Raw genomic sequence first — 15,037 nt, 5'->3', positions numbered from 1 at the left:
CACGGCGCCGTCGCCGGGCCCCCTAGAATGCGCCCGACACATGCGAATCCTGATTTGCGACGACCACGCGCTGTTCGCCGAGGGGCTCAAGCTGGTGCTGGAGGAGATCGACGGCAAGCTCGCGGTCTCCGTGTGCGGCTCGGCCGAGGAGGCGATGGCGCTGGCCTCGCGAACGCCGTTCGACCTCATCCTGCTGGACTGGCACCTGCGCGGCCTCACCGGTGAAGCCGCGCTCGTGGCACTGCACGAAGCCGCCGCCGAGTCGACGATCGTCATCGTCTCCGGCGAGCGCGACATGCACCTGGTGCGCAGGGCCGTCGAACTGGGCGCCGCCAGCTTCATCCCGAAGGACGCTTCCAAGCAGGAGTTTCGCGCTGCGCTGGCCACGCTGGCGCGCGGCGCCCTCTTCCTGCCGGCGGCGGCGCTGGAAACCGCCGGCGCGCCTGCCACCGCGGGCGGGCAGCTGGAGCTGGCCGACGCCTTCCCCGGCCTCACCGCGCGCCAGTGCGACGTGCTGCGCGCGATGCTGCGCGGGCACTCCAACAAGCTGATCGCGCGCCACCTGGGCCTCTCGCCGGAGACGGTGAAGTCGCACGTGCGCGCCGTCTTCGACGAACTGCAGGTGCACTCGCGCGCCGAAGCCGTCTATGTCGCAGCCCGCCGCGGCGTCCGCATCCACTGAGGGCGCGAACCCCGCCGCGCAGGCGTTCGTCATGGACGAATTCCTGCGGCTGGGCGCGGTGGTGCAATGGCGCTCGGCACTGGGCATCGTGGTCGGCGCGAGCGTGCTGGCGGTCATCGCGTGGCCCTACGTGCCGGCGTGGCTGGCCGCCGGCTGGGTCGTGGCGGTGGTGGGGACGCAGCTGGCGATCCGCCGCGTGATCCTGGCGCTGGCCGACCCGGCGTCGGGCGACTGGCAGCTTCGCGTGCGCAAGCGCCTCGGTATCTCGGTGCTGCACGGCAGCGTGCTCGCGCTGTTCCTCGCGGCGTTTCCCGCGCTGGACGTCGCCGAGCGGGCGTTCGCGACGATCGTGCTGATCGCCTGTGCCACGGGATCGATCAGCACGTCCGCCGGCTACCGTGGCTCGATCGTCGCGTACGGCGGGCCGATCATGGTGCCGCTGCTCGTGCTGTGGGCCGTGCTGCCGAACACGCACGCGCGCCCCCTGATCGGCGTCGGCAGCGCCATCCTCGTCGTCCTGTACGCGCTGATGCTGCTCGGGTTCGGCAAGTCGACCTGGCAGACCTTCCGCGAGTCGTGCCTGATCCGGTTTCGCGAGCAGGAGCTCGTCGCGCAATTGCAGGAGGCACTGGCGGACGCCGAACGTGCGAACAAGAGCAAGACGCGCTTCCTCGCCTCCGCCAGCCACGACCTGCGCCAGCCGCTGCACGCGGTGATGGTGCTGGCTTCGGCGCTGGAGATGCGCCCGCTGGACGAGCGCAGCGCGCGCATGGTCGGCATGCTTTCCGAAGTGGCGCAGGCGCTCGGCGAGCAGCTGGACAGCCTGCTGGACGTGTCCAAGCTCGATGCGGGTGTGGTGGACGTGAGGCCACAGGCCGTGCCGGCCGCCGCCCTGGTGCGGCGGCACTTCGCCGAGGTGGAGCCGCTCATTCGCGCGCGCGGGCTCGACGCGCGGCTCGACGTGAGCAGCGAGGCCAACGTGCTGGTGGACGAGCAGCTGCTGCGCCGCGTGCTGCGCAACCTCACCGACAACGCGTTGAAGTTCACGCCGCAGGGCAGCATCGCCATCGCGGTGCGCGACGTGGGCGACGACGTGGAGATCCGCGTCAGCGACACCGGCATCGGCATCCCCGAGCAGCTGCACGAAGAGGTGTTCGTGGAATTCTTCCAGGCCGGCAACCCGGAACGCGACCGCTCCAAGGGCCTGGGCCTCGGGTTGTCGATCGTGCGGCGCCTTTGCGAAGTGCTGGGGGTTCGCCTGCGGCTGGAATCCGCGCCCGGCGCAGGCACGACGTTCCGCCTCGTGCTGGCGCGCACGGCCGCGCCGCCCGCCCTCCCGGCGCAGCCGCGGGCGGACACACAGGACCGGTTCGACCTGCACGTGCTGCTGGTCGACGACGAGGCCGCGGTGCGCACGAGCATGCGCATGCTGCTGGAGGAGATGGGTTGCCGCTGCTCGGAGGCGTCGAGCTCCGAGGAAGCCGCCGCCGCTGCGGCGTCGGACCCGCCCGACCTCGTGCTGGCGGACTTCCGCCTGCGCGGCGACGACAGCGGGCTGCGCGTGTTCGAGCGGGTCGAGGCGGTCGCCGGGCCGACGCCCGGCGTGCTGGTCAGCGGCGACACGGCGCCGGAGCGCCTGCTCAAAGCGCGCAACGCGGGCCGCAAGCTGCTGCACAAGCCGCTGCCAGCCGCGGCCCTGCGCGAGCTGCTCGCCGCAACCGCCTGACTACCCGCGCGGGTGGTGCTGCGCGTGCAGGCTCTTGAGCCGCTCGCGCGCGACGTGCGTGTAGATGGTGGTGGTGGAGATGTCGGCGTGCCCGAGCAGCATCTGCACCGCGCGCAGGTCCGCGCCGTGGTTGAGCAGGTGCGTGGCGAAGGCGTGGCGCAGCGTGTGCGGCGACAGCGGCTGCGTGATGCCGGCGGCGCGCGCGTGCTTCTTCACCACCTCCCAGAACATCTGCCGCGTCATGCCGGCGCCGCGCGCGGTGACGAACAGGTCCTCGGTCTGCTGCCCGGCGAGGATCGCCCCGCGCGCTTCGGCCATGTAGCGCTTCAGCCAGTCGGAGGCGACCTGCCCGAACGGCACGAGCCGCTCCTTGCTGCCCTTGCCGGTGACGCGCAGCACGTGCTCGTTGAAGCTGAGGGCGAAGGTCTTGAGCGTGACGAGCTCGCTCACGCGCAGGCCGCTCGCGTACACCAGCTCCAGCATCGTGCGGTCGCGCAGGCCCAGCGGTGTGTCCACGTCGGGCGCGGCCAGCAGCGCCTCCACCTGCGCCTCGGTCAGCGTCTTGATGTTGCGCGGCATGCGCTTGGGCGGGACGAGCTTGAGCGTCGGGTCGGCCACGATGAGCCGCTCGCGAACGGCCCAGCGGAAGTAGCGCTTGAACACGGTCAGGCGCCGCTGCGCGGAGCTGTTCTTGCCCGCGCGGCGCGCGGCGAGGTAGCCCTCGAGGTCGTGCACCTCGCTCGCATCGAGCCCCTTGCCGCGGTTCTCCTTCAGCCAGCGCGCGTACAGCGCGAGGTCGCGCCGGTAGGCGGCCAGCGTGTTCTTCGCCAGGCCCTCTTCCAGCCAGAGCGCGTCGATGAAGCCGTCGATGGCGGGGTCGGACATTGGGGCGAAAGATACCACCCGCGCATCGCCCGAATGGGGGAAGACCGGGGGTGGCCCGCGCACCTAGCATCCGCACCGACGCAATGGATCGGGAGGATGAGATGCGCAAGACGACCCTGGTGATGCTCCTGGCCGCGGCCCTGCAGGCATGCGGCGGTGGCGGCAACGATGTGACGGTGGCCGAGGCCACGCAGGCCGCGCAGGCGGACCCGCTGGCGCGTGCCGTGGCGCTGGCGCTCCAGTCGCCTCCTTCCACGGCGTCAAGCGACAGCGCCCGCACCGCCACGCGGATCTACCTGGCGTTCTACGGCGGCGCCCCGAGCAACGCGGAGCTCACGTCGTTCGCCGCGCAGGTGAGCGGCGACGGTGCCGCGCTGGCCGCGCAGTTCGCCTCGGAATTCGCCACGCTGTCCGACGCCGCTTTCACCGCGCGCATCCTGGGCAACCTGGGCGTGACCGCGCAGAGCGTCAACGCGGCTTCCTACAACGTGCTGCTCGCCGCCGTCACCCAGGTGTTCGCGGCATACGGCCCCTCGGTGCGAGGCCAGATCGTCGCCAACCTCGCGCGCCTGCTGGGCAACCTGGAAACCGACGCCACGTACGGCAGCGCCGCGCGCGGCTACAACCAGCAGGTGAGCACGTACCAGGCGCACGGCAGCAACCCGGCCAACACCACGGGGGCTCGGGGCGCGTCCTCTTCGGGCACGTCCGCATCGTCCTCGTACCAGGCTGCCTACAACACCTGCTACAACGGCACCCCGGCGCTCTACAACACGGCCTATTGCACGGCCTACGCGAACGCGATCGCGGCCGGCCAGGGCGCCGCGGCCGCGAACCTCGCCGGCGCGAACGCGGCGAACAGCAACGTCGGCAACATCGGGATGGGGCAACCGGTTTCGTCGACAGGTACGCCGCGAGCGGGTTCCAGCACGACATCGACCACCTCGAGCGCCACCGGCAGCTCGAGCGGCTCGCGCTGGCAGTCGGCCTTCGACCAGTGCTACGACGGCACGCCCACCCTCTATTCGTCGACGTATTGCTCGGCCTACGCCGACGCGATCGTCGCCGGGCAGACGGCAACGGCCGCCAACCTCGCAGGCGCGAACGCCGCGAACAGCAACGTGGGAAATGTCGGCACGGGCCAACCTGTCTCGTCGACCGGAACGCCGCGCAGCGGAACCACGGGCTCGGGCACCAGCTCGGCATCGACCGGGGGCAGCTCGGGCACGACCGGCCGCACCGGCGGGGGCATCACGATCGCATGCCAGGAGAAGTGGACGCTGGTGAACGGCCGCGCGGTCCAACTGACCAGTTGCGGCGGCAGCAACACCAGCGGCAGCACCAGCGGCGGGTCCGGCACGAGCGGCAACGGAGGGCTCTTCGGCGACGACAGGTCCGGCGGGGGCAGCACCTCCGTGGGCAGCTGCAGCCGGCTGGGCACCTACCGCGGGCCGACGGCGGACCCGCAGACGGCCCTGATCTGCCAGGCCGCGTTCGCCCACGCATGCGCGGGCGAGACGACGAACCAGGCACGCATGTGCTCGTACCTCACCGACGTGCTTCGAGCCTACAACTCCGGGCAGACGGCGCGCCAGTACTGCAGCGCCTACTGCCAGTAGGCGCTGATCCGGTGCCGGCAGGTCAGTCCAGCTTCAGCTTCGCCTGGTCCACCACCTTCTTGTACACCGCGAACTCCGCCTTGATCTGGTCGGCGAACTGCTGCGGCGTGTTGGCGACGATCAGCGAGCCGGTCTCCTCGATGCGCTTCTTCACCGCCGGGTCCTGCAGCGCCTTGACCACGCCGTCGTGCACCTTGGTCACGATGTCCGCGGGCAGGCCCTTCGGCCCGTAGATGCCGTAGTACGCCATGCGGTTGACCGGCTCCAGCCCCACTTCCTTGAACGTCGGCACGTTGGGGAGGTCCTTCACGCGCGTGGGCGCGGCCACCACGATCGGGATGAGGCGGCCTTCCTTGATGAAGGGCAGCGCCGAGGGCAGGTTGTCGAAGATCATCGGCACCTGGCCGGCGACGGTGTCGTTGAGCGCCGGGCCCGCGCCGCGGTACGGGATGTGCGTGACGAAGGTGCCCGACAGGCTCTTGAACAGCTCCATCTGCAGGTGGCCGATGCCGCCCGTGCCCGACGACGAGTAGGAGTAGCGGCCCGGGTTCTTCTTCAGCACCTCGATGAAGGTCTTGTAGTCCTTCGCGGGGAAGCTCGGGTGCACCGCGATGATGTTGGGCGTCGCGGCGATGTTGATGATGGGCGTGAAGTCCGTGACCGGGTTGTACGGGATCTTCGGGTTGATGGCGGGGTTGGCCGCGGTGGTGGACACGGTGGCCACGCCGAGGTTGTAGCCGTCCGGCGCGGTGCGCGCGGTTTCGGTCGCGCCGATCACGCCGCCGCCACCGGCCTTGTTCTCCACCACCACGGGCTGGCCGAGGGCCTTGCCGAGCGGCTCCGAGATGACGCGGGCGATGATGTCGGTGGTGCCGCCGGGTGCGAAGGGCACCACCAGCTTGACCGGCTTGTTGGGATAGGCCTGCGCGAATGCGGTGGGCAGGGCCACGGCGGCTGCCACGAACGCGGCCCAATCACGGCGATTCATTGTTGACTCCTGGAAGCGTTGAGAGGAATCCACCATCCTAACTTCTCGCGCGCGGCCGGGCCTGTGGACTCCACATAAGGGTTACTCCCGGTAAGGCCGCTATGCTCGCGCTGGTGAATTTCGCCGAACTGCTGTTTCCCGACTTCTCGCTCATCCTCGCCGGGTTCCTGATCTGCCGCTACACGCCGCTGGACCGGCCGGTGTGGGAACAGGTCGAGGGCCTCGTCTATTACGTGCTCTTCCCGGTGCTGCTGGTGCAGTCGATCCTCAAGAGCCCACTGGACATCGGCGCCACCTCCAGCCTGATCGGCGCGGGCCTCGCGCTCGGCGCGGCCGGCATCGCGATGGCCTACGCGGTGCCTCACCTGCCCGGGCTGCGCAAATACATCGACGCGCGCGAGCACGCGGGTGCGGCGCAGGTGGCCTTTCGCTTCAACTCCTACATCGCGCTCGCGATGTCGGAGCGGGTCGCCGGCCCGCAGGGCCTGATGCTGATCGCTGTGCTCATCGGCTTCTGCGTGCCGGTGGTCAACGTCGGCGCCGTGTGGCCGATGGCGCGCCACGGCGGCATGCACCTGGGCTCCGCGCTGCTGCGCAACCCGCTGATCATCGCGACGACGGTGGGGCTCACGGGCAACTTCCTCGGCCTGAAGATTCCCGGCTTCATGGAGCAGAGCTTCACGCGCATCGGTGCGGCCTCGCTCGCGCTCGGGCTGATGACCGCGGGGGCCGGCATGCAGTTCGGCAGCCTGCAACGCGCGAAGGCGCTGGCGGTGTCGCTGCTCGTGATCCGTCACGTCGCTTCGCCTTTGGTCGCATGGGGTCTTGCCCACGCGCTGCAGCTCGACCGCACGCAGACGCTGGTGTTGCTTGCGTATGCCGGCCTGCCGACCGCCGCGAGTTGCTACGTGCTCGCCGCACGGATGGGCTACAACGGCGCTTTCGTCGCGGCGCTGGTGACGATCTCGACCGTGCTCGGCCTCGCGAGCCTGCCGTTCTCGCTGGGGGTGCTGGGCGGGTTCAGGTGAGGCTGGCTGCGCTCGAGGACGAATCCCGGCTCGAACATGTCGAGTGCCTCCACCAAGGAAGCGATTCCGGCGCGCGGCGACTCGAGCGCCTGCTCGCATTTGCCGGAAGACTTGCGCTTCATAGGACCCCCTCCGTTCGATCTCGCCTGTATACCATCATCCCGCGAGAGCCCAGTCGATGTGCTCGCGCACCAGCGGGCTGGCCGTCTCGCGGCGCGATGCGAGGGCGACGCGGATTGCCTCGTCTTCGCCGGCGCGCAGGGCATTGCCCATCGCGACGGCGATGTTGCGCAGCCACCGCTCGTGCCCGATGCGCCGGATCGGGCTGCCCTCGGTGCGCCGGAGGAACTCCTCCTCGCTCCACGCGAACAGCTCCACGAGCGTGCGGCCGGTGAGCTCGGGCCGTGCCTCGAAGTCCGGCAGCGGGCTGCGCTGCGCGAACTTGTTCCAGGGGCAGACGAGCTGGCAGTCGTCGCAACCGTAGATGCGGTTGCCCATGAGCGGGCGCAGTTCGACCGGGATGGAACCCGGGTGCTCGATCGTCAGGTACGAGATGCAGCGCCGCGCATCCAGCCGGTACGGCGCGACGATGGCGCCGGTGGGGCACACGTCGATGCAGGCGCTGCACGTGCCGCAATGGTCGGTGACAGGCTCGGTGGGCGGCAGCGCGAGGTCCACGTAGATCTCGCCGAGGAAGAACATCGAGCCGCCCTCGCGGTCCAGCACCAGCGTGTGGCGGCCGCGCCACCCTTGGCCGCTGCGCGATGCGAGCTCCACTTCCAGCACGGGCGCCGAATCGGTGAAGACGCGGTGGCCGAACGGGCCGACGGCTTGCGCGATGCGCTCGGCCAGCTTCTGCAGGCGCGAACGCAGAACCTTGTGGTAGTCGCGGCCGCGGGCGTAGAGCGAAACGATGGCTTCGCCGGGGCGTTGCAGCCGCTCGAACTCGATGGCCTGCCAGCCCTCGGGGGTTGTTGCGGGAAGGTAGTCCATGCGTGCGGTAATCACGCTCACGGTGCCCGGCACGAGCTCCGCGGGCCGCGCCCTGCGTAAACCATGGGCCTGCATGTAGGCCATCTCGCCGTGGAAACCGTTATCCAGCCAGGCCGCAAGGCCCGGCTCGGCGGCGGAAAGGTCGACGCCGGCCACCCCGATTTGGGAAAATCCGAGTTCGAGGGCCCAATGCCGTACCTGGGCCAGTAAATGGGAGCCGCCCTGAGCGCCGCTGAACGTCACTTGCCGATTATCCGCGCCGAAGTCTGGCGCAACGAGGAAGACACCGGGCTGTTCGCCGCCCGGCTGGCTGCGGCACCCGCACTCGCCGACGCGTACGTCGAACTGCAGGGGGACCTCGGCGCCGGCAAGACGACGCTCGTGCGCCACCTGCTGCGCGCCCTGGGCGTGCAGGGCCGCATCAAGAGCCCGACTTACGCGGTGGTGGAACCGTACGAAAACGCGAAGTTCCCCATCTGGCACTTCGACTTCTACCGCTTCGGCGACCCGCGCGAGTGGGAAGACGCGGGCTTTCGCGACATCTTCGCCAAGCCGGGGCTGAAGATCGCCGAGTGGCCGGAGAAGGCGGCAGGCCTGCTGCCCGTGGCCGACCTCGTCGTTCGCATCGACGCCGATGCCGACGATATCCGCCGCGTGGCGCTCAAGGCGCAGACGGTGCGCGGGCAGGAGTTGCTGGCATGAAGGCGCGCGACATGGCCGGGCCCGGCATGAAACGCCGCGACGTGCTCCAGGCCGGCACGCTGGTCCTGCTGCTGGGCCAAGCCGAAATTGCGTTCGGCGCGAGCATCCTCGGCGTGCGCGTGTGGCCCGCACCGGACTACACGCGCGTGACGATCGAGTCCGACGGCATCCTCACCGCGAAGTCGCTGGTGGTGCAGTCGCCGCCGCGGCTGGCGATCGACATCGAGGGCATCGAGCTCAACCCGCAATTGCGCGAGCTGGTCGCCAAGGTGCAGACCGACGACCCGTACATCGCGGGCATCCGCGTGGGCAGCGGCGCGGCCAGCGGCGTGCGGCTCGTGATCGACCTGAAGCAGCAGGCGCTGCCGCAGGTGTTCAACCTGCCGCCGGTGGCGGCGTACCAGCATCGGTTGCTCGTGGACCTGTACCCCGCGAAACCGGTGGACCCGCTCGAAGCGCTGATCGCCGAGCGCCTGCGCGAGAAGCCGGCGGCCGCGCCCGCGCCCGCCGTGGACCCCATCGCGGAGCTGATCGCCAAACAGACCCAGCCGCGGCCCTCGGTGCCCACACCGCAGCTGTCGCCATCGCAGACGCTGTCGGTTGCACCCGCGCCCCCGCCGTCCAAGACCGACCGCATGATCATCATTGCCCTCGACCCCGGCCACGGCGGCGAGGACCCCGGCGCCGTCGGCCCCGCGGGCACGCGCGAGAAGGACGTGGTGCTCTCCGTCGCGCACAAGCTGCGCGAGCGCATCAACGCGACAACGGTCAACGGAAACCCGATGCGCGCCTTCATGACGCGCGACGCGGACTTCTTCGTGCCGCTGCACGTGCGCGTGCAGAAGGCCCAGCGCGTGCAGGCGGACCTGTTCGTGAGCATCCACGCGGACGCCTTCGTCGAGCCGCAGGCGCGCGGCGCGAGCGTGTTCGCGCTCTCGCGCACCGGCGCGTCGAGTGCCGCCGCACGCTGGCTCGCGAACAAGGAGAACAGCGCCGACCTCGTGGGCGGCGTCAACGTGCGCACGCAGGACCAGCACGTCGCGCGCGCCCTGCTCGACATGAGCACCACGGCACAGATCAACGACAGCCTCAAGCTCGGCAGCGCGCTGCTCGGCGAGATCGGCAACGTCGGCAAGTTGCACAAGGCCAAGGTCGAGCAGGCGGGCTTCGCTGTGCTGAAGGCGCCCGACATCCCGAGCGTGCTGGTGGAGACGGCCTTCATCAGCAACCCGGAGGAAGAAACCAAGCTGCGCACTGCTTCGTACCAGGACGAACTGGCCGATGCGCTGATGCGCGGGATCCAGCGCTACTTCGCGAAGAACCCACCGCTGGCGCGCAGCCGGGTCGTCTAGTTACTTCGGTTCGCCCGAGACCGGGATGACGAGCTGCGCCGCGTTCTGCGACGCGTCGATCGCCTTGTACGTCAGCTGGTAGACGCGGCCCTTCACGGGCCGCAGCAGCATGCGGCGCATGTCGCCCGACTGCACGTCGCGCGGCAGCAGCGGCTGGTTGGCGGTCACGGAGACGAGTTGCACTTCGGGCTCCGGATCAACGTCGTCCTTCACCTGCAGGTTCACGCGCACTTCGAGCATCGGCCCCTGCTTCTCGACGGCCGCCGCACCGGTGAGCACCGGCGGCGTCGTATCCGCTTTCGTCAGCGCCACCTGCAGCTCGCGCACGGGCCGGCCCTGCTCGTCGTTCGGCTGGCGGTCGTAAAGCCCGACGGCAGCAGGCACGGTCAGGTAGCCCGCCGCACCCCCCGGCACACGCACCAGCGCCACGGTGCTGGCCGTGCGGGCCTTGATCAACTCCGGCGCCGAGAAGCCCGACGCATGCACCGCATGCAATTCCGCCCCTCGCATCACGAGCAGCGCACGCGGCTCGGTCATCGCGAAGGTCTGGAAAACCGCCACCTCGCAGGTCATGCTCTTGAACGCATAGCACTGCTCCTTGGGCACCGGCGACGGGATGTCCGATAGCAAGGGGTTCGCCTTCCACGGCGTCGCGGGCAGCTCCTTGCCCGGCTCCAGCGAACCGAGGCGCAGGTAGTCGATGGCGCTGTCCGACTCGTTCTCGATCTGGTAGCTGTACACCACGTCGCCCTTCTGGTGGACGGCGCTCACGAGCACGCGCACGCCCGGCGGTTCCTGCGCGGCCGCGAAACCACAGGTAAGAAGGGCGGTGCAAACCGCGGCGATGTTGCGTGTGTCCATGCATGGCCTCCTTGCGCGCCGCCGGAACCTCATCGGCCCGCAGCGCGCCTGCAACCTATCGTGCGCGGTGCCGACACCCCCCGTCAAGCGGTTCCTACAGCCCGGCTGCGGCGGTGTTCCTAAAGTCGCCACACGGGGCCTACAGGAGGGCCCGACCAACAATTCAGGAAGGTGAAGACATGAAGACGCGTATCGTTGCTGCGGCCCTGGTGGCCGCCTCCATGCTGGGTTTGGGCGGCTGCGCCTCGATGGACCGCACGACGGTGGGTACCGTCGGCGGCGCCGTGGTGGGTGGCGTGCTGGGTGACGCCGTTGCGGGTACGGGCGGCGCCATCGCCGGTGCCGTGGCCGGCGGCTACCTGGGCAACAAGGCTGCCAAGCGCTAAGCGCTGGATAGCAGACCCTAGACCGGGTAGATCAGCGAGTTGAGGACCATCTCGCTGTCGTAGACGCACAGGCGGTGGGCGAATTTCAGCCCGCCGCCTGTTCGCACGATCTCGTCGACATACCGCCCCACGTTGTAGACCTCGCTCGCATCGCCGGGCCGGGTTCGGAAGACCGCGTAATTCGCCTCCGCGCGGATGCGCTCCCCCTCGCCCGCCGTGATGCGCGCCGGGCCCACCACGTGCCGCGTGTAGTACGGCCCGTGGTAGATGGTCTGCGTGATGCCGTACACGCGGTCCTTCATCATCCCCTTGCTTTCCAGCGCGATCAGCGCGAGCGGCAGCTTGCGGTCGTAATTCTCGCGGGCCTGCACGGTGTATTTCGCGTCGTCGACGAAGAACTCCGGCCAGTCGTCGAAGCGGCGCTCGTCGAGGGCGGCGGCGTAGTCGGCGTTGAGCGCGTCGATCTCCAGGCGCAGCATCAGCTCCGTGCTCATTCGGCCATCACCTTCTTCCAGTAGGCATACATGCTGCGGATGAGGGTCTCCGTGACCATGTGCTCGGTGCCGCCGGTGCCGGTGCCTCCCAGCTCGCACAAGGTCTCGCCGTCCTCGCCCCATTGCGCGAAGCCCTGCTGGCTGAACTCGATCACCTCGCCGTCATCGGCGCTGACGAAGCCCGCCGGGCCGAATAGGTTGGCTTGCCGCAACCGGCGGCGCGTCATCTCCTCGCTGTCGTCCGCAAACCCGAAATGCGTCCACACGAAGTCGAACTCGCCCTCGCCGCGCGGCACGATGTGCCGCGTGGACAGCGAGTTCACCTGCTGCTGGATGATGAGCGAGGGGAACAGCGTGATCATCGTCACCGTCGGCATGATGTCGCTGCCGGGGTTCGACGGGTCGGGCACCTTCCACCACGGCTCCGGCACCACGTCGAGCAAGCGCGTGTCGTTGAGCGCCATGTTCTGCTTGAAGCTGGTGACGCCCTCGGTCACGGTCTTGTTCTCGCCGCCCTCGTTGCGGCGCGAGATCATCACCGCGTGGCGGCCGTGTTCGTCCATCACCATGCGGCTCTTCTGGTCGGCGCGCCAGAGCCCGAAGGTGACGAACCAGGTGTGGAGCAGGCCCGGGTGGTACGGGTCCTTGATGTTCTCCATCATCAGCTTCCAGTTGCCCGGGATGCGCTGGCGGTTGTAGCCCAGGAGCGTGAGCTGCCGGCCCTTGAAGATGCGGTCCAGCCACGGCATGACGTTCGGGCCGAAGTACTGCTCCAACGGCTCGGCATCCTCACTGAAGGTGGCGAACACCAGCCCGTGCAGCACGGCGACGCGCAGCTTCGTCAAGCCATGCTGCTTCACGTCGAAATCCGCCGGCATGCCGCCGTTGACGCAGTCGCCGTCCTTCACGCCGTCCTTGAACGGCAGGCCCGCCAGTTCGCCATTGAGCTTGTACGTCCACTGGTGGTACGGGCAGACGAAGCTGCGTGCGTTGCCGTGCGGCTGCTGGCAGAAGCGCACGCCGCGGTGTGCGCAGCGGTTCTCGACCACGCGGATGCCGGTGTCGGTGCCGCGGTCCTTCGGCGCCACGCGGTCGCGCACCAGGATCACCGAACGCTCACCGACCCAGCTGAGCTTGTAGTCGCCGACATTCGGCACCTCGACCTCGAGCCCGACGTAGCACCAGTGGGGCCCGTAGAAGATGCGGTCGAGCTCGCGCCGGTACAGCTGCGCGTCCGTGTAGGCCCAGAAGGGCACGCGGCTGGAGCCCGGGGTGGACCAGCGGGTGAGGGTTTCCGGCGCGTTCATGGCGCCAGATAATACGCGTGCTTATCAATTCCGGCCAGCCCGGCGGGCCGGCCTCGGCGTCACGTGCGCGCCGCCTTGAAGCGCGCCCGCATCGCCCCGCCGATCACGATGAAGCCGGGGATCAGGATCATCGCCCAGATGATCTTCTCGAGGTTCGCCTTCACCCACGGCACGCTGCCGAAGAAGTAGCCGGCCGTGATGATGCCGACGACCCACAGCGCGCCGCCGGTCACGTCGTAGAAGCTGAACTTGCGGCGCGTCATCTGCGCCACGCCGGCCACGAAGGGCGCGAAGGTGCGCAGGAAGGGCATGAAGCGCGCCACCACGATGGTGATGCCGCCGTACTTCTCGTAGAACGCATGCGCCTGGTTGAAGGCGTTCTTGTTGAAGAAGCGCGAGTGCTCCCACTGGAACACGTTGGGCCCGAAGTAGCGGCCGATGGTGTAGTTGCTCTGGTTGCCGAGCACGGCCGCGGCGAGCAGCAGCCCGCACGACGTCCAGTAGTCCATCAGCCCCAGCCCGCACAGCGCGCCCACCACGAACAGCAGCGAGTCGCCGGGCAGGAAGGGCATCACCACCACGCCCGTCTCAACGAAGATGATGAGGAACAGCAGCGCATAAACCCAGGCGCCGTAGGTGCTGACGAAGGTTTCGAGGTGCCGGTCGACGTGCAGGATGAAGTCGATCAGGAAGGCGATGATGTCCATCGGCGGATTATCCCTGCGCGTAGAGGCGCTGGGCGTGCACGCCGAGGCCTTGCGCGACGCTGGCGTGGCGGTCGCCGTGGATCACGCGCGCGCCGGGGACGCAAGCGGCGATGCGCGCCACCAGCGGCTCGAAGCCGGTGGAGCCGCCGGTGAAATAGAGCACGTCCACCTGCTGCGGCTGCACGCCCGCCATGCGCAACGTCTGCTGCGCCGCATCGGCGATCTTGTGCAGGTCGGCATCGAGCGCCTGCACGGCTTGCGGCTCGTCGAGCGCCGAAGCGAGCCCCGCCTCCAGCCGCGACAGGTCGATGCTCGCCGGGCCGCCCTGCGCCACCGCGATCTTCGCGGCCTCGGCCTGGCCGAGCAGCGCATGGCCGAGGTGCTCCTGCACCACGCGCATCAGCCGCGCATGCTGCTGCACGTCGGCGTAGAACGACTTCATGTGCCGCAGCTCGTGCACACGCGGCGCGGTGTAGACGGTGTTGATGAGGTGCCACGTCGCGAGGTCGAAGTACACGCGGCTGGGCACTTCGCGCGCCGGCTGGCCGGGCCGCGCGGGGCCGAGGGCGCGGTAGCCGCACGCAGGCAGGATCGTGGCGAGCTCCACCTGCCGGTCGAAGTCGGTGCCGGCCACGTGCACGCCGTGGTTGGCGAGGATGTCGTCCTTGCGGTCGAGCCGCTCGCGGCGTTGCGGGCCCACGCGCACGAGCGAGAAGTCCGACGTGCCGCCGCCGATGTCGGCCACGAGCACCAGCTCCTCGTGCTGCGTGCCCTGCTCGTAGTCGAGCGCGGCGGCGATGGGCTCGTACTGGAAGCTCACTTCGTTGAAGCCCACGCTGCGCGCCGCGGCTTCGAGCGTGGCTTGCGCCTGGCGGTCGCGCTCCGGTTCGTCGTCGACGAAGAAGACCGGCCGGCCCAGCACCGCGCGTTGCAATGGCGCGCCGGCGTCGCGTTCGGCGAGCGACTTCAGGTGCCGCAGGTAGCCGCCGACCACGTCCATGTACCGCACCGTGTGGCCGCCGCCCACGTCGGTGTACTGGTCGGCGAGGCTGGAGCCGAGGATGCTCTTCATCGAGCGCATCAGGCGCCCTTCGTGGCCTTCCACGTAAGTCGCGAGTGCCTCGCGGCCGTAGAGGCGCAGCGGTTCTTCGTACGCGCTGCGGCCTTCGACGAGGTAGAACACCGCGGTCGGCATGGTGCGCTGCCCCGCCTCCACGTCCACGAGCGCCATGCGCCCGCCCGCCGCCGCGATCGCGATGGCGGAATTGGACGTGCCGAAGTCGATGGCGCAATAGGGCTTCATGGGG

Annotated in this window: 15 protein-coding genes; 7 read left to right on the top strand and 8 right to left on the bottom strand. The window is 69.4% G+C overall.

Annotation, left to right across the window (positions count from 1 at the left end; all coding sequences use genetic code 11):
- The first annotated feature begins 40 nt into the window (after positions 1 to 40).
- Positions 41 to 682: a response regulator gene (locus H8R02_RS14610; protein ID WP_187082174.1), complete on the top strand. Its 642-nt coding sequence runs from the start codon at positions 41 to 43 to the stop codon at positions 680 to 682.
- A complete protein-coding gene (locus H8R02_RS14605) occupies positions 648 to 2,408 on the top strand; it encodes an ATP-binding response regulator (protein WP_187082173.1) in 1,761 nt (586 codons plus the stop codon). Before H8R02_RS14610 ends, H8R02_RS14605 begins: the two co-directional genes overlap by 35 nt.
- Here H8R02_RS14605 and xerD read toward each other — a convergent pair whose 3' ends face one another.
- On the bottom strand, positions 2,409 to 3,293 hold the full coding sequence (xerD, locus tag H8R02_RS14600) for a site-specific tyrosine recombinase XerD (protein WP_187082172.1): 885 nt from the start codon (positions 3,291 to 3,293) through the stop codon (positions 2,409 to 2,411).
- Positions 3,294 to 3,394: 101 nt separating this feature from the next.
- Here xerD and H8R02_RS14595 point away from each other — a divergent pair, with 101 nt between their 5' ends.
- Positions 3,395 to 4,912, top strand: coding sequence for a hypothetical protein (locus tag H8R02_RS14595; RefSeq protein WP_187082171.1), 1,518 nt, complete (start codon positions 3,395 to 3,397; stop codon positions 4,910 to 4,912).
- A gap of 22 nt (positions 4,913 to 4,934) precedes the next feature.
- Here the strand turns inward: H8R02_RS14595 and H8R02_RS14590 are convergent, their stop codons facing one another.
- Complete coding sequence (locus H8R02_RS14590; RefSeq protein WP_187082170.1) at positions 4,935 to 5,900, bottom strand: tripartite tricarboxylate transporter substrate binding protein BugE; 966 nt, start codon at positions 5,898 to 5,900, stop codon at positions 4,935 to 4,937.
- Positions 5,901 to 6,001: 101 nt separating this feature from the next.
- Between H8R02_RS14590 and H8R02_RS14585 the strand changes: the two genes are divergently transcribed.
- Entirely contained in the window at positions 6,002 to 6,928 is a 927-nt protein-coding gene (locus H8R02_RS14585; RefSeq protein ID WP_187082169.1) for an AEC family transporter, read from the top strand.
- A 156-nt stretch (positions 6,929 to 7,084) separates the two neighbouring features.
- Here H8R02_RS14585 and queG read toward each other — a convergent pair whose 3' ends face one another.
- Entirely contained in the window at positions 7,085 to 8,128 is a 1,044-nt protein-coding gene (gene queG / locus H8R02_RS14580; RefSeq protein WP_187082526.1) for a tRNA epoxyqueuosine(34) reductase QueG, read from the bottom strand.
- 3 nt (positions 8,129 to 8,131) lie between these two features.
- Here queG and tsaE point away from each other — a divergent pair, with 3 nt between their 5' ends.
- Positions 8,132 to 8,623: a tRNA (adenosine(37)-N6)-threonylcarbamoyltransferase complex ATPase subunit type 1 TsaE gene (gene tsaE / locus H8R02_RS14575; RefSeq protein ID WP_187082168.1), complete on the top strand. Its 492-nt coding sequence runs from the start codon at positions 8,132 to 8,134 to the stop codon at positions 8,621 to 8,623.
- On the top strand, positions 8,620 to 9,975 hold the full coding sequence (locus H8R02_RS14570) for an N-acetylmuramoyl-L-alanine amidase (RefSeq protein WP_290428054.1): 1,356 nt from the start codon (positions 8,620 to 8,622) through the stop codon (positions 9,973 to 9,975). The genes tsaE and H8R02_RS14570 overlap by 4 nt, the downstream gene beginning before the upstream one ends.
- Here the strand turns inward: H8R02_RS14570 and H8R02_RS14565 are convergent, their stop codons facing one another.
- Positions 9,976 to 10,836 carry a hypothetical protein gene (locus H8R02_RS14565; RefSeq protein ID WP_187082167.1) on the bottom strand — a complete coding sequence of 287 codons (861 nt, stop codon included), beginning with the start codon at positions 10,834 to 10,836 and terminating at the stop codon, positions 9,976 to 9,978. It abuts the gene before it with no gap.
- Between the two features lie 179 nt (positions 10,837 to 11,015).
- On the opposite strand from H8R02_RS14565, the gene H8R02_RS14560 reads away from it, so the two are divergent.
- Positions 11,016 to 11,222, top strand: coding sequence for a YMGG-like glycine zipper-containing protein (locus H8R02_RS14560; protein WP_187082166.1), 207 nt, complete (start codon positions 11,016 to 11,018; stop codon positions 11,220 to 11,222).
- A 17-nt stretch (positions 11,223 to 11,239) separates the two neighbouring features.
- Here H8R02_RS14560 and H8R02_RS14555 read toward each other — a convergent pair whose 3' ends face one another.
- The 4 genes from H8R02_RS14555 to H8R02_RS14540 are packed head-to-tail and all read right to left on the bottom strand — an operon-like array spanning position 11,240 to position 15,033.
- On the bottom strand, positions 11,240 to 11,716 hold the full coding sequence (locus H8R02_RS14555) for an aromatic-ring-hydroxylating dioxygenase subunit beta (RefSeq protein WP_187082165.1): 477 nt from the start codon (positions 11,714 to 11,716) through the stop codon (positions 11,240 to 11,242).
- Complete coding sequence (locus H8R02_RS14550) at positions 11,713 to 13,023, bottom strand: aromatic ring-hydroxylating dioxygenase subunit alpha (protein WP_187082164.1); 1,311 nt, start codon at positions 13,021 to 13,023, stop codon at positions 11,713 to 11,715. The genes H8R02_RS14555 and H8R02_RS14550 overlap by 4 nt, the downstream gene beginning before the upstream one ends.
- A 59-nt stretch (positions 13,024 to 13,082) precedes the next feature.
- Positions 13,083 to 13,730 (bottom strand): DedA family protein, encoded by a 648-nt coding sequence (locus tag H8R02_RS14545; protein WP_187082163.1) that lies wholly within the window; start codon positions 13,728 to 13,730, stop codon positions 13,083 to 13,085.
- A gap of 7 nt (positions 13,731 to 13,737) precedes the next feature.
- Positions 13,738 to 15,033: an Hsp70 family protein gene (locus H8R02_RS14540; protein WP_187082162.1), complete on the bottom strand. Its 1,296-nt coding sequence runs from the start codon at positions 15,031 to 15,033 to the stop codon at positions 13,738 to 13,740.
- Between the last annotated feature and the right edge of the window lie 4 nt (positions 15,034 to 15,037).

It is taken from the genome of Ramlibacter albus (assembly GCF_014297445.1).
In the GTDB taxonomy this organism is placed as follows: domain Bacteria; phylum Pseudomonadota; class Gammaproteobacteria; order Burkholderiales; family Burkholderiaceae_C; genus Ramlibacter; species Ramlibacter albus.
The sequence above is the reverse complement of the archived record's forward strand: the minus strand, read 5'-3'. Positions and strand labels throughout refer to the sequence as shown.